The organism is Candidatus Eremiobacterota bacterium, from assembly GCA_031082125.1.
GTDB lineage: Bacteria > Vulcanimicrobiota > CADAWZ01 > CADAWZ01 > Ess09-12 > Ess09-12.
This window is the reverse complement of the sequence record JAVHLM010000010.1, coordinates 132,659-155,651: the sequence shown is the minus strand read 5'-3', so window position 1 is coordinate 155,651 and position 22,993 is coordinate 132,659. Positions and strand designations below refer to the sequence as shown.

The 22,993-nt window shown below is 56.0% G+C and carries 17 protein-coding genes; 3 read left to right on the top strand and 14 right to left on the bottom strand.

Features of this window, described 5'->3' with window-relative positions; translation table 11 throughout:
* Positions 1-10: 10 nt before the first annotated feature.
* From RDV48_13435 to RDV48_13420, 4 genes are all read right to left on the bottom strand, one after another.
* On the bottom strand, positions 11-1,285 hold the full coding sequence (locus tag RDV48_13435; GenBank protein ID MDQ7823795.1) for a reverse transcriptase family protein: 1,275 nt from the start codon (positions 1,283-1,285) through the stop codon (positions 11-13).
* 207 nt (positions 1,286-1,492) lie between these two features.
* On the bottom strand, positions 1,493-3,064 hold the full coding sequence (locus RDV48_13430; GenBank protein MDQ7823794.1) for an SWIM zinc finger family protein: 1,572 nt from the start codon (positions 3,062-3,064) through the stop codon (positions 1,493-1,495).
* Positions 3,061-4,932, bottom strand: a complete 1,872-nt coding sequence (locus RDV48_13425) for a gliding motility protein (GenBank protein ID MDQ7823793.1) — start codon at positions 4,930-4,932, stop codon at positions 3,061-3,063. The genes RDV48_13430 and RDV48_13425 overlap by 4 nt, the downstream gene beginning before the upstream one ends.
* Positions 4,933-4,955: 23 nt before the next feature.
* On the bottom strand, positions 4,956-9,719 hold the full coding sequence (locus tag RDV48_13420; protein ID MDQ7823792.1) for a tetratricopeptide repeat protein: 4,764 nt from the start codon (positions 9,717-9,719) through the stop codon (positions 4,956-4,958).
* Positions 9,720-9,823: 104 nt separating this feature from the next.
* Between RDV48_13420 and RDV48_13415 the strand changes: the two genes are divergently transcribed.
* On the top strand, positions 9,824-10,669 hold the full coding sequence (locus RDV48_13415; protein ID MDQ7823791.1) for a hypothetical protein: 846 nt from the start codon (positions 9,824-9,826) through the stop codon (positions 10,667-10,669).
* Between the two features lie 69 nt (positions 10,670-10,738).
* Here the strand turns inward: RDV48_13415 and RDV48_13410 are convergent, their stop codons facing one another.
* Complete coding sequence (locus RDV48_13410) at positions 10,739-10,999, bottom strand: zinc ribbon domain-containing protein (GenBank protein ID MDQ7823790.1); 261 nt, start codon at positions 10,997-10,999, stop codon at positions 10,739-10,741.
* 136 nt (positions 11,000-11,135) lie between these two features.
* Between RDV48_13410 and RDV48_13405 the strand changes: the two genes are divergently transcribed.
* The gene (locus RDV48_13405) at positions 11,136-11,540 is read left to right on the top strand and encodes a hypothetical protein (protein ID MDQ7823789.1); all 405 of its coding nucleotides are present in this window, start codon (positions 11,136-11,138) and stop codon (positions 11,538-11,540) included.
* Here RDV48_13405 and RDV48_13400 read toward each other — a convergent pair.
* From RDV48_13400 to RDV48_13365, 8 genes are all read right to left on the bottom strand, one after another.
* Positions 11,436-12,704 carry an MFS transporter gene (locus tag RDV48_13400; protein MDQ7823788.1) on the bottom strand — a complete coding sequence of 423 codons (1,269 nt, stop codon included), beginning with the start codon at positions 12,702-12,704 and terminating at the stop codon, positions 11,436-11,438. The two genes, RDV48_13405 and RDV48_13400, sit on opposite strands and share 105 nt — an antisense overlap.
* Positions 12,705-12,801: 97 nt before the next feature.
* On the bottom strand, positions 12,802-13,974 hold the full coding sequence (locus tag RDV48_13395; GenBank protein MDQ7823787.1) for a tetratricopeptide repeat protein: 1,173 nt from the start codon (positions 13,972-13,974) through the stop codon (positions 12,802-12,804).
* A gap of 27 nt (positions 13,975-14,001) precedes the next feature.
* Positions 14,002-15,162, bottom strand: coding sequence for a RuBisCO large subunit C-terminal-like domain-containing protein (locus RDV48_13390; protein ID MDQ7823786.1), 1,161 nt, complete (start codon positions 15,160-15,162; stop codon positions 14,002-14,004).
* Complete coding sequence (locus RDV48_13385; protein ID MDQ7823785.1) at positions 15,152-16,126, bottom strand: transketolase C-terminal domain-containing protein; 975 nt, start codon at positions 16,124-16,126, stop codon at positions 15,152-15,154. The genes RDV48_13390 and RDV48_13385 overlap by 11 nt, the downstream gene beginning before the upstream one ends.
* Positions 16,116-16,955 carry a transketolase gene (locus RDV48_13380; protein ID MDQ7823784.1) on the bottom strand — a complete coding sequence of 280 codons (840 nt, stop codon included), beginning with the start codon at positions 16,953-16,955 and terminating at the stop codon, positions 16,116-16,118. The genes RDV48_13385 and RDV48_13380 overlap by 11 nt, the downstream gene beginning before the upstream one ends.
* Positions 16,942-17,577, bottom strand: a complete 636-nt coding sequence (locus RDV48_13375; GenBank protein ID MDQ7823783.1) for a hypothetical protein — start codon at positions 17,575-17,577, stop codon at positions 16,942-16,944. The genes RDV48_13380 and RDV48_13375 overlap by 14 nt, the downstream gene beginning before the upstream one ends.
* Positions 17,578-17,614: 37 nt before the next feature.
* The gene (gene sfsA, locus RDV48_13370) at positions 17,615-18,748 is read right to left on the bottom strand and encodes a DNA/RNA nuclease SfsA (GenBank protein ID MDQ7823782.1); all 1,134 of its coding nucleotides are present in this window, start codon (positions 18,746-18,748) and stop codon (positions 17,615-17,617) included.
* Between the two features lie 112 nt (positions 18,749-18,860).
* Positions 18,861-20,000, bottom strand: coding sequence for a hypothetical protein (locus RDV48_13365; protein ID MDQ7823781.1), 1,140 nt, complete (start codon positions 19,998-20,000; stop codon positions 18,861-18,863).
* Positions 20,001-20,233: 233 nt separating this feature from the next.
* On the opposite strand from RDV48_13365, the gene RDV48_13360 reads away from it, so the two are divergent.
* Complete coding sequence (locus tag RDV48_13360) at positions 20,234-22,330, top strand: hypothetical protein (protein ID MDQ7823780.1); 2,097 nt, start codon at positions 20,234-20,236, stop codon at positions 22,328-22,330.
* Here RDV48_13360 and RDV48_13355 read toward each other — a convergent pair.
* Complete coding sequence (locus tag RDV48_13355; GenBank protein ID MDQ7823779.1) at positions 22,306-22,986, bottom strand: hypothetical protein; 681 nt, start codon at positions 22,984-22,986, stop codon at positions 22,306-22,308. The two genes, RDV48_13360 and RDV48_13355, sit on opposite strands and share 25 nt — an antisense overlap.
* Positions 22,987-22,993: the final 7 nt, after the last annotated feature.

Below are 22,993 nucleotides of genomic sequence, written 5' to 3'. Positions count from 1 at the left end.
CTGCAGATGCTCAGCCGGGGTGATTCATGAGGGCTTTCAGCTTCTCAGCCTGCTCAAGGTTGATCATGGAGAGGTAGGCAAGCTTCCCCCTGAGGGAACGGAGCTCTTCCGCAGCAGGGGAGCTTTTCTGAAAACGGTGAATCCGGGCGCGGATGCGCCTCCTTTCCTTCCTTGAGAGGCCGGGGACTTTGTTCACCACGATACCTGTCACTGTCTGGCGGCGACCTTTCCTCATCACCGAGGTTTTCCCGGGGTGCACCGTAAAACCTTCCTCGCTCACAATCCTTGCGGCGCCTCCCAGCAGGGCCTTCACTTGAGAGAGGTCATCACCCGAGAAGGTAAGGTCGTCGGCATAGCGCGTGTAGGTGAACCCCAGGGCCTTCCCGTACCCGGAAAGCCGCCGGTCCATTTTATGGACAATGGCGTTACAGATGCCTGGACTTGTGGGAGCCCCCTGCACACAATAACGGGGAGTCACCGGCACATGATAGATCGTCCCCTCGACATCCACAGGCTGACGCTCTGCTTCTGTCATAAGCACTGCCAGGACCGTGGCGACCACATAACCGTAACCCAGCGCCACCAGATACCCCCGCACCCTCCCGAAATGCACAGAAGGGAAAAAATCCTTGAGATCCATGTTCACCACGACCTGCCGGCCGGCGTGGGGCCTGGCACCGGTGACTGTTGACCGCAGGCGTATGAAGCCATGGGCACAGGGGCTCACGGGGAGCTTCTCCACGAGGGCCTGAAGAAGCCTGCGCTGCAGCTCCTTCAGGCGTTTCTTGGGTGCCATGATTACCCGCGCTCCTCCACTGCTCTTGGGGATGGAGAAGGTCACATAGTGGGGAGATCTTTCCATTTCGCGGTGTATGGAAAAAAAGGCAAGCTCACCCGGGGAGATGCCCAGGGCCCCTGCAAGGTCCTTTTCGGTCTTCCAGAGAGGGAGGCCGTACCGCTTCAACTGCTCCTCATCGGCAAGGAGATCCCTGATGGAGCGGTCATGGGTTCTCATCGTGGAAGAGAAAAATCGCCGTGCCTCGCGGGCCGGCATATAAGAGGGATGCTTTCCCCCCCCAAAGATCTGTTTCTTCTTGGGAAGAAGCCTGCCATCGCGGAAAGCCTGTCGGCGGTGATGCTCCCTGAGGGGTCCCCCGGACACATCCACTGTTTCAAACACAAGATCGACATCACTCTCGGGTACCGCCTGGAGGCGGGCCACCGAACGCTTCGGGGGCGGCGAGACCATACGCTTCAGCCAGTCAAGAATTCCTACGGTGACCACCTCCCCTGTATGAAGGCTCCGGCCCGGCGATGATGCCCCACGTGCAAGGCTCTGGACCCCTGGCCTCCCATCGTTTCGTACGATGGGAGCCGGGGCGGTGTGAGTGGTACAATAAGCGTCCACGGCGAAGCACCGTGGAATGGACCGCTGGGTGCAGGCCACCGCCGGGCCGGACAGGTAAATTCCTGAAGAATGACGCCGTACGGATCATTCTTCCACATTGCCTGAATTGTCACCTTTTTCTCCTTTATTTCCCTCTCCCTGCGGCAAGGCTGCCTCCACTGATGCGGGACGGTCTTTCTTGACCTTCTCCCCCTCGGCAAGGAGGGCTAGCATGTGCTCACAGGGGCCCCTGTTCAAGAGGTTGTCCTGGAAAAACCTGCAGCCGCAGGTGCCGAAAATGAGGGAGCCGGCATCATTCTGCACCACCTCAACTTCTTTCTCCCCGCCGGCAGATCCCATGATATGCCAGTCACGATAAAGGATCTCTCTTGTCACTTTTCCTGCGGGCGTATCCATGGTCCTTACTTTTCTTGTCTCCCTGGGAGTGCAGGATGCCACGGTGACTCTGTGCTCCCTGAGAAGCACCCGGGCATTCTCTTTTCTTTCATCAGGCGGAAAGATCTCGTGATGAGGCGGGATACTGTCAAGGAGCTCCCGGTAACGGTATTGTCGGTTCTCCAGGTCATAGACCACCCTTCCCTGTCGGCACAGCGCCGCGAGGGCAGCAGTGACTTCCTCTATTCCAGTGCCGAGAGACTCCGCTTCCCTCCTTGCATCAATGGCATATGACGAGGCGAGCTTTTCAGTGAGGCTCTGAAGAAGGCCGCCATCTATTTCACCGTCACTGATAAGGAGATCGAAGCCGGCCGTCTCTGTCCACTGCGCTCCCGACCAGCTTGAAAGGCCCAGGATGAAAGTGATGCTTCCCAGTTTCACGGCATAAAAGCTGGGGAGCGCTCTCCCCTTGAGATAGACCTTCACGGCATCAGCGAAAGGGAGAAGAGGCTCTATGAGGCGGAGCCTCCTGCGCCCCCAGGTCCTTATCACCTTGTGCTCCTCATAGTGGTGCGAGACGCCCCTCAGCTTCACGACGTGCTCCCAGGGCTCAAGGACAATACGGGCGTCCTCCCCCGGAGGGAATTCATACCTCAGGGCCCGCGGCGACATTTTTGCCTTGGTGTAGCGCAGAAACCTTATGGCCGAGAGGAGATCGACAGGCCTCACCTGAAGGGAAGTCCCGGGCATGGCCATGGCTCCCATGAGCTGCAGAAAACCCCGGATCCACGGGATCGGAAGCTCCACCTTCTGTTCAAAGCGACCGCCGCTCCCTGATGTTGCCACCTCGAAGCCGCCGGCATCAATACGTATCCATGTCTCGCGGTGGGACCTGAGCTCCGCAAGGGCCGCCCAGAGCCACGAGGTAAAATCCACATTGGTGGTGCCGCAGCTCACTTCCCCTTCCACCTCGAAGAGGGAGGGATCGACGAGCACCTGCGCATAGGTGCTCTGATCCTGGCTGAAGGCTTCAAAAATAATCCTGTCGGGATGGACAGTGATGACAGGATCGAGGAATGTGCCGCTCTCCCTCCACACATCGCTTGACCAGATGACCTCTCCCAGGGTGCGCAGGGCCAGGCGGAAAAGAAATATCTCGCCCGCCACGCGGCCGTGAAAGCGCACCGGGCGCCTCCTGTCGGACGTGAGGCTCAGATCGGCCCGCTCCCTTGTTGAAGAGAGAGCACTGGGCGTTGCATAATCCAGCACAAGGGAGATCATGGCCGTCCTCCTGTATAAAGCATGGGTTCCTCGCTCTCCTTTCTCAGGGAGGGCCATTTCGCCAGCAAGGCGCCGATGAGCCCTACGAGCTGTTCCTTGGGATAGCGGATATCAGGGAGATCAAGGGCCTCCCGCGCCCTCCTGAGTAATACCATCGCGTTTTCAACAGGAGCGGCGGCATTGAGAAGAGCCTTGAAGGCGGCGATCCTTGTAGCCCTTTGAAGAGGCCTCAGGAGTGTTCCCATCAGGATATGAATATTCTCAGATGCAATCTCCCCGGCCCTCGGATCATCCAGGCCCAGGACGCGGTAGGCAAGAAGCTGCACGTGGATCTCCGGGGCTTCAATAAGATTCCTGAAAGCAATACCGTCATCGAGATAGGAGGAAAAGGATCGCTCAAAAAGAAGGCGGGCAAGTCGGTTCTCCCTTATGAGGGCATCGTAACGATAAATTGCATAGGCGGGAACCTGCCCCAGGACCTCGCAGACCCTTCTTCCAAAGGCCCGGCTGTCAGGCCTGAGATTTTCATAATAAGCGGCAAGCCTCTCGACTACCTGGGCCATTGAGTCCTTCATGATATAACCGCTCCTTGTGAGGGCACGGCTCGCGAGAAAATCGATAAGGGGCTCGTCAGCGGCTTTGAAGAGAAGCTCAAGCAGCTTTGGATAGACATTTCCCCATGCGGCCATGATATGCATTTTGAAAGGGCCGGAGAGATGCCCCGGGAACCTTTCGTAGAGCCTTACTGCATTTGCATCGTCAAGCTGCTTCACTGAAGCTATGCCGAAACCGGGGAAGTTCACCTCGCGGGAGATGCCGCTGATCGCAAGCAGGCGCTTTTTGATCTCGCTGTCCCCCAGGGAGGTGCTGTCAAGGAGGGCCTTTATCTCCCTGTTGTATTCCGCGGGATTGGATGCCACCCTTACGAGCTCTCCCCAGAGGTCGAGCCAGCCTTTTTCCCTGGCAAGGTCCACGAGCTTTTCATAGCCGCTTTTCTGCCAGATGCGCCTGTACCACAGGCGGTGGAGATTCATCTTCACGTAGGGCAGCACGTCGCGGCCGCGCCTCTTAAGGAGCTCGGCAAAAAGATCGCCGGGATCTATGCCGTAACCTTCCGGGTGGCGTTTCTCAAGCTCCTCATTGAGACGGGCAGGGTCCTGGACGGTCCCGCAGAGGGAAATGGCATCTTTCTGCCACTCTGCGCAACGGACCTGCCTGCGGTACAGGGCAAAAGAAAGCTCTTCATCATGATGCTGCCCGGCCAGCCCCCTGAGACTCTGCCAGATGGCCCGCCTGCTCTCATCCCACCACGAGCGGGGAAGATGCCTGAGGATGAAGGCTTTTGAAGCATCGCGGTCAGTGCGGTACAGATCCATAGCCGAGGCCTCATCGAGGGCAAACCACAGATCAAATTTGGAAAGCACCATCACCCGCTTCGCCGGTGTCTCTGCCGACTTGAAGCGTGATACCACCGCTCTTGCTGCCTCCCCGGAGTCAATCCCCCATCCTTTTGCCCTGGTTATCTTCCACTGGAAGAGGCGGCGGAAGAGCTCGACATCGTCGAGGGAATCTGCCTCTTCGAGCCACTCCTGGAGAGATCTTCCCCTGGTGCCCTTCCACTCGATGAATTCCCCGCGAAAGTCGGGCTTCACGAGAGAAGAAGAGAAGTGGGCCAGGATTAATGGCCTGAAAAGCACGCGATTGCGGCGGTAAAGGGGGGGGCCCCAGAGCCACGTGAGCCCGGGAAAGGAGCGGTGCTTTGAGATAATTTCAAGCTCCTTCCTGAGATCGGCGTCACTGCGGGAAGAGATGAGAAGCTCACTGATTCCCGATTCCAGCTCTTTAAGGGAAAGCACCTTCTGTGCCATGACCTACCTCGCTTGCCTCACGGTCAGGGAGACTGGAACTCCTTCACAATGGGTATTATCTCCTCAGGGTATTCGAGATCGAAGATGCTCACCGGGTCCGGGATCACGACTGTCGGAATGCCGGGAAGGGAGAAAGGCTCCCGGGCAAGCTCAAGCCCTTTGAGAGGGGCAAGCACATTGTTCTGAATGGCCTGCAGCTTTTGCCATCTCTTGGCTTTCTCCTCGTCAACCTCTTCGGCTTTCCTCATGCATTCCTGCGACTTCGAGATCTTCTCCAGCCTGAGAAGGCAGAGGGAGTTGAGAAAGAGGGCCTCAAAAAAGAGAGGAAACAGCAGGAGGGCCTGGTTCACGCACTTGAAGGCATGATCAATCTTGTTGTCAATAAAGGCGATGAGGGCAAGGTTGAACCACACCGCAGGCTCCTTGGGAGCCATCTCGGAAGCCTTTTTGAAGCAGAGCATGCCCTCGCTGATCTTCTTCTGCTCCATAAGGATCACCCCTCTCAGAACCCAGACGGGAAGGGCATCGGGCAGTGCGCGGAGGGCGCTTTCAATGCTTTTCTCAGCCTCCTCAAGGTTTCCGTAAGCTCTGAGGCACCGGGCCCTCAGATGCCATGCAGGTCCATAGTCGTTCTTGAGCCTTATGGCTTTCTCCGCCCACTGCTGCGCCTCGAGAAGGCTCCCTTTCTCATAGAGCAGCACTCCCAGGTTCACCAGCGCAGGGGGGGAGATATTGTCCTGCAGAAGGGCCTGCCTGAAGAAGGTCTCTGACAAGGCCTCATTGCCGAGATGGTAATTCACGGCACCCAGATAGAGCCAGAGATCCAGGTTCCTGTAAGTCACTTCGGCAGCTTTCTGAAAGGAGGCAAAGGCCTCCGTAAAGCTCCCCGTCCTGTAGTGGGCAATTCCCTGCGCAAGCAGGCACTCCCTGTCGAGCCTGTTCCAGGTGACGGCAAGATCAAGGCCGGCAATGGTCTTGCCATACTCCTCCAGGGTAAAGGAGGTGAAGGCAATGGCCTTGAGAAGATAGAGGTTTTTCTGGTTCACCGGGAGGGCCCGCGTGAGGAGGTCCGTCGAAGGCCTTTTCTTGGCCATCAGCATGCTGTTGTGAAGGAGAAGGGCGGGAATGAACTTCTTGTCGGCCATGCAGAGCTTGTACGCGAGCTCCAGGCCATCGGTGTAATTCTGCTGCCCGCAGAGCACCTCGGCTTTCCTGAAGAGGAGCTCAAAGGAGCTCTTCCTCAAGGCAATGCCATCATTGATGACTTTAAAGGCCTTGTCTGGGAGGTTTTCCCTGAGATACAGCGATGCAAGCTCATAGAGAGCCAGAAGGGAGACATCTTCTACCGCGGAGAGCTTTTTCAGAAGCGACTCCGCCTCGGAGAGCTTCCCTGACTGCATTTTTATCCTGGCAAGCGCAAAGGCAGAGGGGCACTCATCGGGGTATTCCTTCAGAAGAGCCTCAAAAATCTCCGCTGCTCCTTTGAAACGTTCAATGAAGAGGAGGAGAAGCCCGTAGACAAAGAGATATTCACGGGAGGATTTCCCGAGAAACCACCGCCCGGAATAGGTGGTGATTATCTCCATGGCGAGGATCCTTGCCTGCTCACGATACCCGTGGGAGGCCATGAGCTTCAGGTATGATATCCAGCCGCGGTGGTCGTCAGGGAAATAGCCAATCCACCTTCTGTGGGCAGTGGCGCAGCTCTCAAAATCCATGGAGTCTCCGGCGCCTTTGATGAGCTCCCGGTAAAAGCCGGGAGACTGAGGAAAGGACTGGATGAAGTTGTTGAAGTACCTGTTGGCCTCCTCGCTGTTTCCCATCGCCTCAAAGACCTTGGCTCCGAAGTACCAGCACGCATGGAGGTGGGGATCCTTCCCAAGAGCTTTCTGAAAGGCTTCAAGGGCTTCCTTCAGCTCGTTTTTGTGGAGCTTTTCGATACCGAAGACCATCCACTCCTGGGGACTCCTCTTCTCCTCCCTCCCCAGGGAGAAGAACTTCAGGCCCGAGGACTTTTCTTCAAAGGAATCCATGATGACCTTTTTCATATTCAGGGCTTCGGCGTCATCTTTTTTCGAGGCTTCATTAAGACGGTCAATGTAAGAGAGGGCCTTCTCATTATCTCCTGACATTTTCTCCAGAAAGGCCAGGTAAAGATGGAGCACGGTGTCGGGCTCGTCGTCATGCTCAAGATAATAGCGGAGAAGCTCTTTTGCCCCGTCCACGCTGCAGGTCACGCAAAGCAGGGTGTTCAAATCTTTCAGGATGAAGGATTTTTCCAGGGCATCGCATTCCTCAATGTCTTCCATGAGGCGCCTCAGCTCGGCGAGCCAGTTCCTGGTGCATTTCAGCAGAAGCGCCAGGCGGAAGTTCCCCCGGTCCCTTTTCTGAAGGTCCCTGCAGAGCTCATAGCTTTCATTGTACAGGCCGAGCTCAAAATACACCTGCACAAGCTCGGCTAGAAGCTGGTCATTCTCCCTGTTTTTCTCATACAGGGTATTGATATAGTCCAGGGCCTCCTCGTACCGCGATGCTTCGACCAGGAGGCGGACCTTGGCCAGCTGTGCGGGAAGGCTCTCAGGGTCCACTGAGATGGCTTTTTGGTAAAAATCGAGAGACCTGGTGTATTCCCTGAGCTCCCGGTAACAGTCACCAATCCCCATCAGGCTCGGTACATACTCCCCGTCGAGGGAGAGCACCAGGTTGTGGGCCTTGATGGCCTCAGAGAAGAACCCTAGCTCATAAAAAGCGAGGCCGCGGTGAAACCATGCCTCAAGGTAACGAGGGTTGAGCTCCACCGCCTCGCTGAAGGCCTCCTGGGCCTGAGGATACCGCTGCATCCTCATGAGAAGCACGCCTTTGTAATCCCAGACCTCGGCCATGCTCTCGCTCTTCTCCAGGGCCTTGTCATAATACTCAAGGGCTTCGGTGAGCTTTCCCTGCTCCTCCATCACTTTCCCTATGGCACCGATGATAATGCCATGCTGGGAGGTGAGGGACATGGCTTTTTCCAGGTGGCTGAGGGCTTCCTCGTAATTCCCGCACTGCCTGAGGGTGTCACCCTTGTGATACCATACTTTCCAGTAATCGGGATGGAGCTTCTGGAACTCGTCAAAGGCCTCGAGGGCCTTTTCATACTCACCGAGGGCCGAGAGCGAGATGCCCTTGTGAATGATGGCAGGCGAGCGGTTGTTGAGCTTGAAGGCTTCGTTAAAGGTGATTATGGCCTCCCTGTGAAGCTTCAGTGAAGCCAGCGAGAGGCCTTTCTTGATCCAGTCTTCCTCGCTGAAGGTGTTCTCGCCGCTCTTCTGGACAAAGTCACTGCCGGTAACGCTTTTGAAAACCTCCCTCAGGTCCCGGGTGATCTCGCTGAAATCATTGTACCGGTCCTGGGGATCCTTCTCGATGCATTTATCGACGATTGCCTTCATCGCGGGGGGCACCTCGGGGTTGACCTGTGAGGGATCATCAGGGAAAAGGGTCAGGTGCCTTTCAATGACCTCGGTAGGATCGTCATCAAGGAACGGGTTCAGGCCCGTGAGCATCTGGTAGAGCATGACGCCGAAGGCATAGATGTCGGTCTTTATGCTGGCGCTCTTTATATCGGTAAAAAGCTCCGGCGCCATGAAAGGGAGAGTGCCCACCATCGCCGCCGATGCCAGCACGTCCTTGTCCTTTTCTGCGCTGAGCGAGAAGCCCTTCCTTTCCTTTGTGGACTCATAGACAATCTTTCCCAGGCCGAAATCGGAAATCTTTATAACCTGGTCTCTTGTGATAAAACAGTTTGAAGGCTTGATGTCCCTGTGTACCAGGCCAAGACGCTGAAAAGCATAGTGCATGCCGTCGCAGAACTGCAGTGCGTAATCCAGGGACGTATGAACAGCGAGGAGCCCTTCTTTCAGCAACGTATCGAGATCGCTGCCCTGGATATACTCAAGGATGATGTAGGGCTTTCCCTCACGCTGCATCACCCTCTCTGCCTGCACGATGTTCATGTGCTTGCCGAGGTTGATCCAGATTTCAGCCTCCCTTATGAACTGCTGGATCACCGTCTCCTCCCAGAGGTACTTTTCCTGGAAGGTCTTGATGGCATAGAACCTGGCCCTCAGATTGTCGAGGGCCACATAGACTATCCCCATGCCGCCCATGAGGACCTGCTGAATAATGTAACGGTTATCGATTATCCTGCCTTCTCTCCACTCCTCCCTCGAGGTTATGGGGCCCGTAAGAGTCTGTATCTCCTTGAGATAATCCTTGGAGGCCGGCGCCTCTTCAGAGATGCCCTGGGAGGAGTTAACCACTTTGTCACAGTAAGTGGCAAGCTCTTCCAGAGTGGCGCAGAGAGGGAGGGACGCAGTGCCCTGCTTGAGAAAATCCCGCAAAGGTCCGTCCACAAAGGTCCAGGAGAACTTCCCGCAGATCCTTGAGACCACATCCCTGAACTCGTCATCAATGGGGCTCGACTTCACTGCTGCGCGCTTTATGGAGATGCGCCTCATAAGGATTACACCCTCAAACATGAGCTTCATTGAGCCCAGGGCGCTCCCGTCAAGGAGGAAGTACTGGGGAAACTCCCTGGCCTTGAGGAGAAAAAAGGGAACATTGTGGATACCCTTCTTTTTGAAATAGACAAGAAAGGCATGGGTAAGGGAATCCCATGGAATCGAGGATTGTCCCTTCTCATGGTTCACCGTGACACCGCTTGAGTCCACGGAGCAGCCGAAAATGAGGAGAAACTTCTCAAGGTAGATATCTTTTTCCATTGCCGATTTTTTCTTCCTGTACACCGGCAAATCCTTTTTCCCTCCGGCACCGTCAGAAGGGAAAAATGCTTTACATTTTGCCCCATATCTGATAAAATTAGACTAAAGAAAAGCAAGGAGGGGTTCATATGTCCGGTATTAATCCAATTCAAGGGCAGTACGGCATGCCGGATCACCAGTTTAAGGCGGCCATGGTCACTACTTCCGCCCATGCGGCCCAGGGTACGGGAACGGCAAAAAAGCATACCGAGAGCCTGGAGACCGATCACGATGAAATCCATCTGAGCGACAAGGCCCAGCTTGATATGACCGACGATACGGCCAAGGCTGAGCAGCAGCAGCAGGAACAGAAGATGCAGAAGATGGACCAGCAGGATCAGCAGCTCCAGAAGCAGAGATTCAACCAGGTTTCGGACAAAGCCGCCATGGCTGCGGGAGCGAAAGACAGGGACTACGAAAAGGAAGCCGTCAAGGGCAAAAAGCATGTCGAGGCGGCGGAAGGCGGCGACACGCTCACCGACGTGGAGCAGCACGTGGTCGATCTGGGCCAGGCTCACACGGCGGGGGTGCTTGACGGAGATGCAAAAAAACTGAAGGGGAAAAGGCAGGAAGAAGATCCTCTCCGCAGGAACGCCGCGGAGATGCTGAAGGAGCAGTACAGGACCGAGGGCAGAATCGTTCACCGCAAAGAGCAGGAAGTCAAGCCTGAGCTCATAGAGAAGGTCCTCAACAGGGATCCCAAGGAAATCCTCGCAAACGTGCCCGAGCAGTTCAAGGCAACGGCACAGATGATGGTGAAAGGGCAGGTTGATCCCGCGGGGAAGCCCAAGGAGAGCCTTGTAAACCTGAAGCCGGAGCCAAAGACGGAGTGCTCGGCCCTGGAGCTGATGCCTGAAAAGGATCATCCTCCTCTGGGCATCTTTGACGAGTGCCCGCCGATCCCCGATCTCTTCGAAAGCCCTGCAGAAGTGTAACTCTTTTCCAATGCAGCAAAAAGCCCCGGCGTTCTCACCGGGGCTTTTTTATTATCACCTGTGGGGATATCATGTCACTTTCCTGTATTTCCCCTTCTCCTCCTTGACAAACTTGCTGAAGCCCATGCGGGAAAGTGACTTGTCGCTGAGAAGATCCTTTGTCTTGTTGGTAAATGAGTAGAAAGAGGTGATTATCCGCTCCACTTTCGCCCTGCACAGGGGGCATTCGCCAAGGGGGGCGTCGCTCATTTTCTGCACCACCTCAAAGGTTTCAATGCAATGCTCGCACGAGTGGGCGGGATCTTCAGCCCTGTAACAGTAAATTGGCATTACCTCTCCTCCCTCCTGCCGATTTTCCTTGAGGTGTTCTTTCTCAAAGGGGAAAACCCTTCTCACGCCCTCTCGCAGACCGGGAAGGCGGGCCGGGGGAAGGAGTTCCCGACCACAGGGAGAATGGACATGAAATATGAAAGCAATGGCATCTCAGAACATCATCATCATTTATGCCCTGGCAGCCACCCTTATCATCCAGGTGTCCCTCATCATAAGGGGCCATTCCATGCTGGTGGAACAGACGCAGGAGAAAGTGGAGTTCACGATAAGCATTTATGCCGGCCTGCTCTCATGGGTCTTCCTTGCCCTTCTTGTCCTGCTGTGGTCGGCACTTGGCAGAGAGCCCTGGTATAAAGCCTCGCCCTTCCACTACTTTTATCAGCTGTTCGGAAGGCTCCCCGATATCCTCCCGGGTTTCAGCTTCGCCCACATATTAGTTTTTCTCTGCTTCGGCATTGCCTTCTCCCTCTTCAACCTCATCATCACCTCTTATCTCTGCCGCACTTTCGTGCATGCCAGGATGAAGCGCATTTCCTGAAGGGAAATGACTCTTTCCCAGCAGGAGGGCTGATAAGGCCGCTCCTGCCGAAAGAGCGCCCAGAAGCATGAAGCCTGCCGCAAATCCTCCCGGGCCGTCAAGAATCTTCCCGGCACAATAAGGTCCGGCGAGGCATCCGCACATCATCGAGGAAAAAATAATGCCAAAGCCCGTATTCACCTGGCCGGCCTTCACCACCCGGGGCACCAGGACATACACCGGTGTCATCACAAGCCCCGACCCCATGGCAAGGAGAAACAGGTCCCCCGTGAGGGGGGTCGCATCAAAGGGGATTGCCGCAAGCCCGAGGCCCTGCAAAAAGCATCCCCCCGCAAGGAGAAGCTTTCCCATCGCCCGGTGGGTAGTCAGGTAGCCTGCCACAGGCGAGAGAAGAAGGCTTCCCCAGAGCACTGCCGAGAGCATGGTGCCTGTCCAGGCAGGGGGCGTTCCCCTCTCATGGAAGTAGGAGGGTGCTATGGTCACATATCCCATGGTGGCCATATTGGCAAAAAGCACCACAAGCGCCAGCAGCCAGAGAGGTCCTGTACCGGGCAGAGAGAGGGCATGGCTTCTGCTGCCTTCTCTCCCGCCGGGGAGGAAAAAGAGAAAAAGAATAAAGCAGAGAAAAGCGCAGGCGGCAGGAAAAAGGAAAAGCCGGAAAGGTCCCATGCCGGCGGCAAGAAAGGCGAAGGTGGTGAGGGTAAGAATCGAGCCAACCGGGAGGGCGGCATTGAAGATGCCCATGGCAGACCCCAGGCTCTTCCCCTTGAAAGCTCCTTCAATAAGGCCTGGAAGAAGGACCGACACAAGGGAGCACCCGAGGCCTGCCAGTATTCTCGCCGCGCAGAGGATCCCATAAGAGGGCTTGATGGCAAAAAGCAGGGCCCCTCCCCCCATGAAGGCCCACCCGGCAAGAAGGAGGCCCCTGGACCCTGCCCGGTCCGCCAGGAGCCCACCCGGAAGGGAGAGAAAGATTCCAGGGATCGAAATGGCGCCCATCAGAAAGCCAAGGCTGCCGTAATCGATGCCAAGGGCGCCCTGCACCTCGTGGCTCACGGGCGTAAGGGCCTGGATGGTGACCCCCATGGAGGCCATGCCCAGGGAGCAGAGAAAAAGCACCAGATAAGAGTTCCTGCTGTTTTCTGTCATAGGAACAGAAGCCATGACCCTGCCCCGGGCGCGGGTCTTTCAGGCGCTGCCCGGAGAAAGGCCATGGCATCAATACTCTCCTTGCAGAACTTTAAGATCTCAGCCTTGCGTATTAATAATCATCAATGGGAGGCCTGGTAAGCCAGTTATAGCGGGCCAGGTATTTCATTCTCTCGTCGGACACAGGGTAACCAAGGGCCTTCGCCAGCTTGTAGTGAGTGAGGGCATCTTCCCAGTACCCCATGTCCCAGTAAAGGTTTGCCAGGGCATTATGGGCTTCAGCCTTGTAAGGGGCCTCATAGTAACGGATGCTGTCCTGGAACTCCTTGACGGCCATCTGCCTGTCGCCGCGGGCGAGGAAAAGGGCTCCCGGGCCCGCCGGCACCAGCTCCATCAGGGACTTCTCCCCTGATGCCTCAAGATGGGTTTCGGCTATATTGGCAATCTTCCTCACAAAGGGATTGAATTTCGCAAGCTCTTCCATGGCGCTGTCGTATTCATCGGCAACGCTCGCATAGGTGGGCAGGGGCTGATATTTGTCATTGAAGGGATGGTCGGGATTCAGGGCAAGCTTGAGAGTGCCGATGTACACCACGTTGGATTTCTCGGGCACGACAAACTTGTAGGAAATGGGGAATATCTTGCCGCCATGGCGCATCATGAAGCCCGGGACAATGCCGAGGGGAATGCCCCAGGCATTGTAGTTCATACCTGCCAGCTCGCCTACATGCACATTCTCGATAATGTAAGTGCCTGGCTGAAGCTCAAGGAAGAGGTACCCCCTGCTGCTCAGGATGACGGGAAACTCCTCCCCCGTGTCGGCGCTCTGAATATTCACACAGATGGTGCTGAGATGGAATTTATCCCTTATCCGCTCAAGGTCGCCCCTTTCAATCTTTCCCACGACAACGGCGCGGCCGTCCGTCTCCCTGAGAATGAAATTGGGGGAAACATTTTTCCCATAGGGGGGAAGAGGCCTGTACATCTCGCATGCAGGGCGGGAAAGAACTGCATCGCCCACCTTCAGGCCCTTGGTCTCAGGGAGGGCCATTATCCTGCTGCAATAGAGGCCTGCCTCGCTCACCTCGGCCCTGCCCACGAAGGCCCCCTGGCGGTACACGTAGAGAATCATTCCCTGTTCAATGCCGGTGCTCTTGGGGAGGCTCACGACGGCCACATTCCCTTCCATGCTCGAGATCATGCCCACGAGCTCCTTTGCCTGCACAGCGGGGGAAAGGCAAAGCGCCACGAGGATCATCACGGTGAAAAACATCACTTTCCTCATTTTTATATCCTCCTTTCATATGCTCCTTTATGGTTTCGTCAGAGGGGGCCTCAACTCCTTGGAGCCCTCCCCCTCTTTCTTTACCAGGGAGAGAAAATACGAGGCATTCTCCCTGAGAGAGGCTCTCCGCAAGAAGAGGCTGGACCCGACAAGGAATACGACCTCATCGCCATAAAACCCGCGAAGGGCGGGAATATTCTCCAGCGACATGCCTCCCGCGGGAACGGGGAGGGCTTCTTTTATGCCGAAAAGGGGCTCACTGAGGGCCTTGTTGATGCTGAGGCACTGAGGGCCTGTAAAGGGGAACCTGCCGCAGAAATTCGGGTAAATCACCAGATCGGCTCCCGCCAGGCGCATCAGAGTTCCAAGGAGCACGGCCTGATCAATTCCCTGGCCGGGTCCCTGGAAAAACGAGCCCGTAAGGGCCGGATGAGCCATGAGGGGCACTCCGGCGAATCGGCTTGCCGCGAGATATTTCATGAAAGCCAGGCCTGTGATGAACGGAGAGATAAGAAGGCCCCCCACTCCCTGCCTGACAGCCCACCTGATGTGGCGCTCCATGTCCTCAAAATCGGAATTCACGCAGGGAAAATAGAGGACCCTTCTCCCTGTCGCCTCTTCCGCTCTCCTTACGGCCGCAATGCATTCCTTCACCCTTTCCCTGAAGGGCGAAAAAGACTGATCGGTTATCCCATGATCGTCCTTTATGAGGTCTATTCCCCCGCAGGCCAGCTCATAGCAGAGGGCTCCAAGCTCCTGAGGGCTTTTCCCCATCGGCTTGAGAGGGGCCGCCAAAAGCGGCCTTCCATGGACTCCCAGGATATCCCTCACCCCATGAGCCCCGAAACGGGGTCCCTGGAAAGAGGAGACAAAACTGCCGGGAAGGGAGAGAGCGGAGAGATAAATGCCCTTCTTGAGGGAGATGTTTCCGTAGAGCACGTTGAGAAGGCCGGTGAGGGTACAGGCGGTGATGTCGGGGGAGAAGGAGACTTCGACTTCAAAAAAGCCCTGGTACTGCCGGCATCGCTCTATCCTCCCCACAATGTGATCCCTTATCCATCCTTCCTTGACAAGCTCTCCGGGAACCTCGACAGTCTGCTCAAGACAAAGCTCCTCCGCCTCCCTGGAAGCATCTGAGGGAGGGCAGTGAAGCCAGTAAGTTGCCCGTATTCTCTCTTCAGAGGCCATGGGACTCCTTCATCCTTATGGCATTGAGGGCAGCCTTCTCTATGTGCGGCGCCGTGAGGCCGTACTTTTGGAAAAGGTAGTCTGGCGATCCCGGCTCAGCAAACATGTCAGGCACGCCGACCCGAACCAGGGGGACCGGGAAGCGGCTTCCCAGGATCTCGGCCACTGCCGAGCCAAGACCGCCGGTGGTAAGATGGTTTTCCACCGTCACGACGGCTTTCGCGGTCCGTGCACACGAGAGAACGGCATCGCTGTCAAGAGGCTTTACCGTGGGAACATGAAGAACGGAAGCGGAGATCCCGCTCTTCTCAAGGAGGGCATGAGCTGACAGGGCTTCCCTGAGCATCAGGCCGCATGAGAGAAGGGCCACATCTTCTCCCTCTTTCAGCAGCACGGCACTTCCAATCCTGAAGCGGTATCGGGAGGCGTCAAAGAGAACCGGTACCTCCCTGCGCAGGGCCCGCATATAGACAGGGCCCTGGTGCGCCGCCGCGGCGAAAAGAGCCTGCTCCATCTCAACGGCATCGGCCGGGTCAATCACGGTGAGAGATGGAAGGAGCCGCATGAGAGCCAGGTCGTCAATGGCCTGGTGCGTCGGTCCCAGCCTCGAGGTGAGCCCCGGAACCACGCCTATTATCTTCACATTGGCCCTGTGCATGGCAACCTGCACGCATATCTGCTCATAAGGCCGCCTCGTGGCAAAGACTCCGAATGTGTGCACTATGGGAATCTCACCTTCAAAGGCGAGGCCTGCGGCAATGTTGATCATGTTCTGCTCCGCCGTGCCCACGTTGAAAAAGCGCCGGGGGAACCGCTCCCTGAAGCCGTCGATCTCGGTAGAATTTGCAAGGTCGGCGCCCAGCACAATAATGCGCTCTTCCTGCTCACCCAGAGCGATGAGAGCTTTCCTGTAGGGAGCTGATACTGTTTCCTCCATCGGGAGGAGGCATGCGTCATACGGCATCCCATTCACCTCTGAGCTCTTCCCCTGCGGCCCTGAGCTCTTTCTCATCAAGCCTTGCATAATGAAAGGCGGGATTATTCTCCATGAACGTGATTCCCTTTCCCCTCACTGTATTACCTATCACCAGGCGGGGCATCTCACAGGCGGCGGAGACAGCCCCGTCCAGGGCCTCCACCACCTCGTCCATGCTGTTGCCGTCCACCTCGGAGACTTCCCATCCAAAAGCCCGGTATTTGTCCTGCAGGGGCTCCATGTTCATCACCTCCCTGGTGGGGCCGTCAACCTGGAATCCGTTCTTGTCAATGACGGCCACGAGGTTCGAGAGGGAAAAATGGGCCGCCGATGCCGCGGCTTCCCATATGGAGCCTTCATCCTGCTCACCGTCGCTCATGAATACGAAGATGCGGTGCCCCTTTCCCCTGAGGCGCCCGTGGAGGGCCATCCCGACGCCTACCGACAGCACCTGGGCCAGCGACCCGCCGGTGACCTCCACGCCGGGCACCGTGCCCCTGTGGGAGGCCAGCTCAAGGGGAGAGCCGTTTTCCTTGAAGGTGTAGAGAAGCTCCTCGCTGAAATAGCCCTGATCGGCAAGTATCACATAGAGAGGAAGAGCGTAGTGGCCGGGAGAGAGGAGAAACCGGTCGCGCCCGTCCCAGAGGGGATCGACGGCGCGGTTTCTCACATAGCGGTACCACAGGGCCGTCATCATATCAATGCCGGAAAGGGCCTGCGCAAGGTAGGCTCCTCCCGTGTGGAAGGTGATGTCAAGCAGTTTTTTCCTGTGGCGGGCTGCAATTTCCTTGAGTTCCTGGACGCTATATCCGGTCATCAGGGTCTCCTCCCAGAGGGATATCGCCCTGAGCGTGCTCATCTCTGACGCCTTCCATCGTTGTCTCCATGGGGGCTATCCCGCCCGTGAGGTGCCTGCCGCGCCCTCGTCCCCTCATCATGAAGGAAATTCCAAGGGCCAGAAACATGATGCTGATAAAGCCGCCGATCCCGGCGAGGGCCACGCAGACAAGCACTGTTCGGGTGACGCCCCCCATGAAGTTGTGCAGCAGCACAATCCTTACTTCAGCAGCAGGTCCCTCAATGGTAATAGCATATTCCCCGGCCTGCACCACGGCGAACCTGGCAAAGCTCTGCCCGTGGCGGCCATCCAAGCTGTACTTCGAGCCTTTCTGACTTTTCACCTCAAGGGCCTTTCCGGCGTCGTCTGTCACGGTAACGGCGGGATCGTGAGAATCTGCCTCGGCGCGGGTGTCTCTTTCCAGGAAAAAGGTGTACTCACCAGGCACCAGGTTCATTACCGTGGCACCCTGCGAGTTCACTGTAAGGGCATTCTTTGTAAGGTTGCCTATCCCGGTGATGAGCGTATAGAGAAAGGCTGCCAGCACTGCCAGCGAGAGGAGAGCGCCAAGCGCAATGAAAGCGCATCCTTTCCTGCTCACAGAGAGGCGGCCTCCTTTCCGCGGGTCCTGCGGGCTCTCACTCGATCAGCCCGTCAATCCGGAAAAACTGGAGAATATTGATAAACTCAGGGTAAAGAAGGGGGTTGCTTTTGAAGCGGAAAAGATGCCCCGCGCACCGGCAGTCTGATGAGCCAAAATCGGGAACGCAGTAGGCCGAGATGGAGAAGAGTGCCCTGGCAAGCTCGCATTCAAGCCTCTTGGAGGAGCGCACGGGGAAATCGTCAATAATCCTCGCATGAGACCTGAAGGTATCAATATGCCAGTGAACGGTCTTATTCTCCTTGTAATGGCGGCTGATGCGATCTGAGAGGTTGCTCATGGCAGAGCCGGCATAAATATAGTACCCCGGTTTGAGGCTCAATTCCCCGAGGCTGCCGACGGAGATGGTGATCGGATGGTCGAGCTCCATGAGGAGGAGATAGCTTCCCCTGTCCTGGGCCTCCCTCTCGATGAACTCCCAGGGAATCACCAGCTTTTCTGCGCCGGGGAGCAGGTTCATGTCATTATCCCAGCCCACGGCCACAGGCAAATAGCGGACCTTGTCGCGGCATTCAATAAAGGTCCTGGAAAAGGTGAGGTCGGTATGGAAATCGGGGATAAAAAACTTGGCCTGGGGGTAGTGAACCAGGAAAAACACTATCGGGTAAGCCCCCGGCTTCGCGAGGGCGGCAAGCTCCCTCAGGTGCCGTGCTCCCCTTTCTGTCTCCGCGTCGGGAAACATGGCTATCTTCTCGCCAAAGAGGGTGCAGGACTTTACCTCGAGAAAGACGTCCTGGCCCCTGGTCTCTATGAGGAAATCGAAACGGCTGTCTCCATGGGTGACTTCCTGGCCCTTGATGCGGGCGCCCGAGAGGGACTGCACAAGGTTCTGCTCGATGAGATGCCTCACCACATCATTACAGCGGTGTGTGTGGAGCATCACGTTGTGGCTCTGTTTTTTCACTCCCACGACAGTGTAGTGCGTCTTCCGTTTTGAAGAAGGGGGCTCTTTTACAAGGTAAAGGGTCCTGTTGGGGAGCAGAAGCTCATGGAGGCGCCCCGGGTTGGGAAGGTAGGCCGATACAAGGTTCCCTTCCATGGAGCACCTTACAAGAAATCTATTGGGGCGGTCCACAAAAAGAGCCTTTGTTACCGTATTGAAAAAACGCATAATATCTCTTTCCAAGGGGAATATATTGGGAGAATTATGCATTGCTTCCCAAACTCCTGCCGGGGAAACCGGCAGGCCCCGATACCTTCAGAGGGGCTTTCTGCCCCTCCGGCTACTGGAGATTTTCCATTGCCACGGAGGCTTCAAGATCTTTCAGGAGCTGACGTACATTCTCTTCAAGCTTCTCCACGACGCTCTGTTCTTTTTGAATTGCCTTTTCCCTGTCAAGAAGGCCCTCCCGCACCAGCACCGACAGAAAAAATCCGTCATTGGTGATGTGGTTCCTCTTGTACCCGCGGTAATTCAGGAGGTGGTGCAGTTTGCAGTCCTGGCGCGTTTCCTTTCCCATGAGAGTCTCCCACCCTATCTCCCTGTTGAGGGCTTCAATATGACGGTAAGGATCATAGGCGATGTACTCGTAAAAATACACGACCTCAATTCCCTTGCCCAGAAAGGAAACCTCGGTGAAAGGGTCAATACCGGCATAACGCTCAGGATTTTTCATGGTCCTGTTGTCGTTCACCTTATGGCAGAAGTGGCGCAGACCATGATACATGAAGGGGAGGTTCCAGAAATACTTGAGAACCCTGTAATCTCCGACAATGCCTTCATAGATTTTTTTGACCCTCTTCATGTTAAAGCGGTCGGAAAGGCTCCCATAGGTGACCTTGAACTGCGAGTCATCGCCCTTGAGGAACGCGTCAGGGGCGTCTTCAAAGTCAGTGGAGCTCCATATGATAAAGGGAATATTCCTGGTCCTCGCCTCGTTTATGGCAAAGGAGCGGAGGCTGTTCTCGCAGTTGACGCAGAGGCCCCCTACCCCTGTGACTCCCCCATAGCGGGGTCCGTACTTCGCCATTGCGAAGCTCTCCTGTATCATCTTTTTCCTGAAAGGCGTCGCCCTGCCTATCACAAGATCCACGCCAAGCGACGAAGTGATCTTCTCTATATTGGACTTGGTCTTTTCATCGATAAAGCCCGAGTCGAAATGGGCCGCCAGCGGTTTCAGGCCAAGCTTCTTCACCAGGTGCATGATGGCGTAGCTCGAATCCTTGCCGCCACTGAGGGGAACGAGGCAATGGTAAGGATTCGCCCCCTGTGACGTGAGCTTTTCCCTGAGCAGCTCCTCGCCTTTATAGCTCCGATTGACATGAGGCGCTTTTTCATGGACCCTGCAAAAGGAGCAAAGGCCATCCTCAAAAGTGATATCCGGGTAGGAATCGGGTATGATGCATTTTCTGCAGAGTGCCATCGGTGCAAGCCTCATTTCAAAGTAACCGGCCGTACCGGCCGGAAAGATCCACTGAACTTTTCGGCATTGAATTTGACTCTCCTTTCTGATTTTCTTTCTTTTCCATAGAAAACACAGAGTTTCACTTTAAAAGCCACTCCGGAAAAGGGCTGCTGCTGGAGCAGAAAGGAAAGTTCCCGGGAGCAGAGAAACCCATGGGATACGGTGCGAATTAAAGAAAAGAGGTGCCTGCCTTGTCAAAGTCCTTCTCCCTCCATTCCTGTTTTCTTGCCTTCCTTGTCATTGCGATCACCTTGGAGGCATATCCCTGCCTTGGAGCAGGCCCGGGCAGACAGTTCATCACCGCGGACACCGTGGAAAAGACGGCGGCAGCTCTGATAAAAACCCATGGTGATAAGGAGGCCGCCCTTGTAAGAAAGGGCGTCACGCAGGCCGCATCGCTGTGGACAGGCGAAGACGGAGATCAGAATGCCTTCAAGGCATTCTGCACCAGGCACTTTGCCTCTGATCCAAAAGTGAGGAATCTCATGTTCAGCCGTTCAGAATCCCACTACGACTCGATGAACGGCCACCTCCAGGAGCTGTCCCGGGAGCTCAGCGAGCCCCTCCAGCTTGAAGTGGGCCCCATGGTGCCCCTTGATTATCTCTATGGGGAATTTTCTCCCTGGGCCCACCTCCAGGACGATTACTTCAAGACAGGCATCGCCTTTTCGGCACTGCTGAACTACCCTCTCTGCACGCTTGAGGAGATGCTCGAGAAAGGCCCGAAGTGGTCAAGGAGGGAATGGGCCGAAGCGCGCCATGTCCAGCGCTTCGACTCCCGGGTCCCCGCCGAGATCAACCAGAAGAGCACCGTGGCCTATCTGAATGCAGAGAACTACATATCAAGCTATAACATCCACATGTATCACCTGCTGAACCCTGAGGGGAAGCGCCTTTTCCCTCATGGACTGAAGCTCATCACCCACTGGGGCCTCAGGGACGAGCTCAAAGGCCAGTATAGAAACGCCGACGGCCTGGCGCGCCAGGAGCTCATCGTGAAAGTAATGGAGAGAATCATCACTCAACAGATCCCCGGGGAAGTGATCGGCAGTGCCGACCTTGACTGGGACCCTTTCAGCAACAAGGTTTACAGGGAGGGGAAAGAGGTTGCCGCCACCAGTGAAGCCAATGTGCGGTACCGCCACCTGAAAAATATTTTTGATGTGGCATGCCTGAGTGATCCCTACTTCCCGGCTCACCCCACCCTCATCTCGCGCAATTTCGAGCAGGGCATGGAGATTCCCGAAAAAACCGTAGAAGAATACCTCGTGGCAATGCTCTCCGATCCCTCCGTCAGGGAATGCGCCCGGTTCATTGAAAAACGGCTGGGGAGAAAACTCCGCCCCTTTGACATCTGGTATGACGGCTTCCGCTCCACTGTGAGCATAAGCGAGGGCGAGCTTGACAAGGTGGTGAAAAAGCGCTATCCCACCGTGGAGGCCTTCCAGAAAGACCTGCCCGAAATCCTTAAAAAGCTGGGCTTTTCTGATGAAAAGGCCCGGTTCCTGAGCGAGCACATCGTAGTCGATCCTTCCCGAGGAGCAGGCCACGCGATGGGAGCCGGCGGGCGGGACTTCAAGGCCCACCTGCGCACCCGCTTCGGCCCCGACGGCATGAATTATAAGGGCTTCAACATCGCCATTCATGAGCTCGGGCACTGCGTGGAGCAGGTTTTCTCCCTCAACCTGATGGACTACACCCTCCTCTCGGGCGTCCCCAACACGGCCTTTACGGAAGCCTTCGCTTTCATGTTCCAGGCCCGTGACATCGAGCTCCTGGGCCTTGAGGAAAAAGGCGAAAACAGTGAAGAGCTCCACGCCCTGGATTGCCTCTGGGATACCTATGAGCTTTCAGGTGTCTCTCTCCTCTGCATGAGGGTCTGGCACTGGATGTATGACCATCCCGGCGCAACACCCGAAGAACTGAAGGAGGCTGTCATAACCCTTTCCAAGGATGTCTGGAACCGCTATTACGCCCCGGTCATCGGCGAAAAGGACTGTATTCTCCTCGCCGTTTACTCCCACATGATAGAGTCAGGACTTTACCTTCCCAACTACCCGGTGGGGCACCTCATCGAGTACCAGATGGAAAACCATATGAAAACCAGGAGTATAGCGGGGGAGATGGAAAGAATGTGCCGCCTCGGCCGTGTCACTCCCGATTACTGGATGAAATGCGCCGTGGGCGGGCCTGTCTCACCGGAGCCGCTTCTCTCTGACGCCCGCGCAGCCCTCAAGAAATTCGGGGGGAGGGCCGGAGAAGGTCAGAACCTGAAGGTGGCACAGTAGTTCAGCATGCGGGCTTCAGGTTTGCGGCTCACCGTGGAAAAGCCGTACCACACGTGGAATGACGAATCCTCGCCGACATTGCATTTCACCTTGGGCCCCAGGTAAGCGTCAGGATGGGCCTTGGCATCCATGAAGAGATAATATGAGAGGTCCAGGTTCTTGCAGAGCTTCAGATCGGCAAAGGTCTGGTTGAAATCTATCTCGGTGCCGGCGTAACTTTTCTGCAGCACCGAGAGGCCAATTCCAGGTATGCTCAGGTTGAGGTGGCCCCCGTAAAAGAACCGGTCATATTTCTCGCCAGCCCTCGGCAGAGCGGTGTTGATGACCATGATGCCGGGAAGATAATTGAGCTTGACGCTTTTGCTGTCTAAGAGCGGAATTTTCCCGATATTGAGCCAGTATCTCCGCCTGTCAATATTGTATTGATCATACCTCAAAGTGACGCTGTCATAGGCAAGCTGGGTATAGATGAAGGAGAAGTCCGCCGAGCGGCTGGAATTCCTGAATGACTCGACCCACGACCCCACTGAGACCTTGACCGGCTCATGCTTCTTTACGGTCTTCTCTTCCGCTCCGGCATGAGAGGGGGCAAGGGCGGCAACAAGAACGGCGGCAAGAAGAACACCGCAAAGAAACGGGCCTGCAGGATACTTCATAGTTACT

Coding starts and splice junctions, on each gene's coding strand:
- RDV48_13430 (MDQ7823794.1), bottom strand. CDS start 3,064: ATGATCTCCCTTGTGCTGGATTATGCAACGCCCAGTGCTCTCTCTTCA.
- RDV48_13425 (MDQ7823793.1), bottom strand. CDS start 4,932: ATGGCACAGAAGGTGCTTTCCCTTAAAGAGCTGGAATCGGGAATCAGT.
- RDV48_13415 (MDQ7823791.1), top strand. CDS start 9,824: ATGTCCGGTATTAATCCAATTCAAGGGCAGTACGGCATGCCGGATCAC.
- RDV48_13410 (MDQ7823790.1), bottom strand. CDS start 10,999: ATGCCAATTTACTGTTACAGGGCTGAAGATCCCGCCCACTCGTGCGAG.
- RDV48_13405 (MDQ7823789.1), top strand. CDS start 11,136: ATGAAAGCAATGGCATCTCAGAACATCATCATCATTTATGCCCTGGCA.
- RDV48_13400 (MDQ7823788.1), bottom strand. CDS start 12,704: ATGGCTTCTGTTCCTATGACAGAAAACAGCAGGAACTCTTATCTGGTG.
- RDV48_13395 (MDQ7823787.1), bottom strand. CDS start 13,974: ATGAGGAAAGTGATGTTTTTCACCGTGATGATCCTCGTGGCGCTTTGC.
- RDV48_13390 (MDQ7823786.1), bottom strand. CDS start 15,162: ATGGCCTCTGAAGAGAGAATACGGGCAACTTACTGGCTTCACTGCCCT.
- RDV48_13385 (MDQ7823785.1), bottom strand. CDS start 16,126: ATGCCGTATGACGCATGCCTCCTCCCGATGGAGGAAACAGTATCAGCT.
- RDV48_13380 (MDQ7823784.1), bottom strand. CDS start 16,955: ATGACCGGATATAGCGTCCAGGAACTCAAGGAAATTGCAGCCCGCCAC.
- sfsA (MDQ7823782.1), bottom strand. CDS start 18,748: ATGCGTTTTTTCAATACGGTAACAAAGGCTCTTTTTGTGGACCGCCCC.
- RDV48_13365 (MDQ7823781.1), bottom strand. CDS start 20,000: ATGGCACTCTGCAGAAAATGCATCATACCCGATTCCTACCCGGATATC.
- RDV48_13355 (MDQ7823779.1), bottom strand. CDS start 22,986: ATGAAGTATCCTGCAGGCCCGTTTCTTTGCGGTGTTCTTCTTGCCGCC.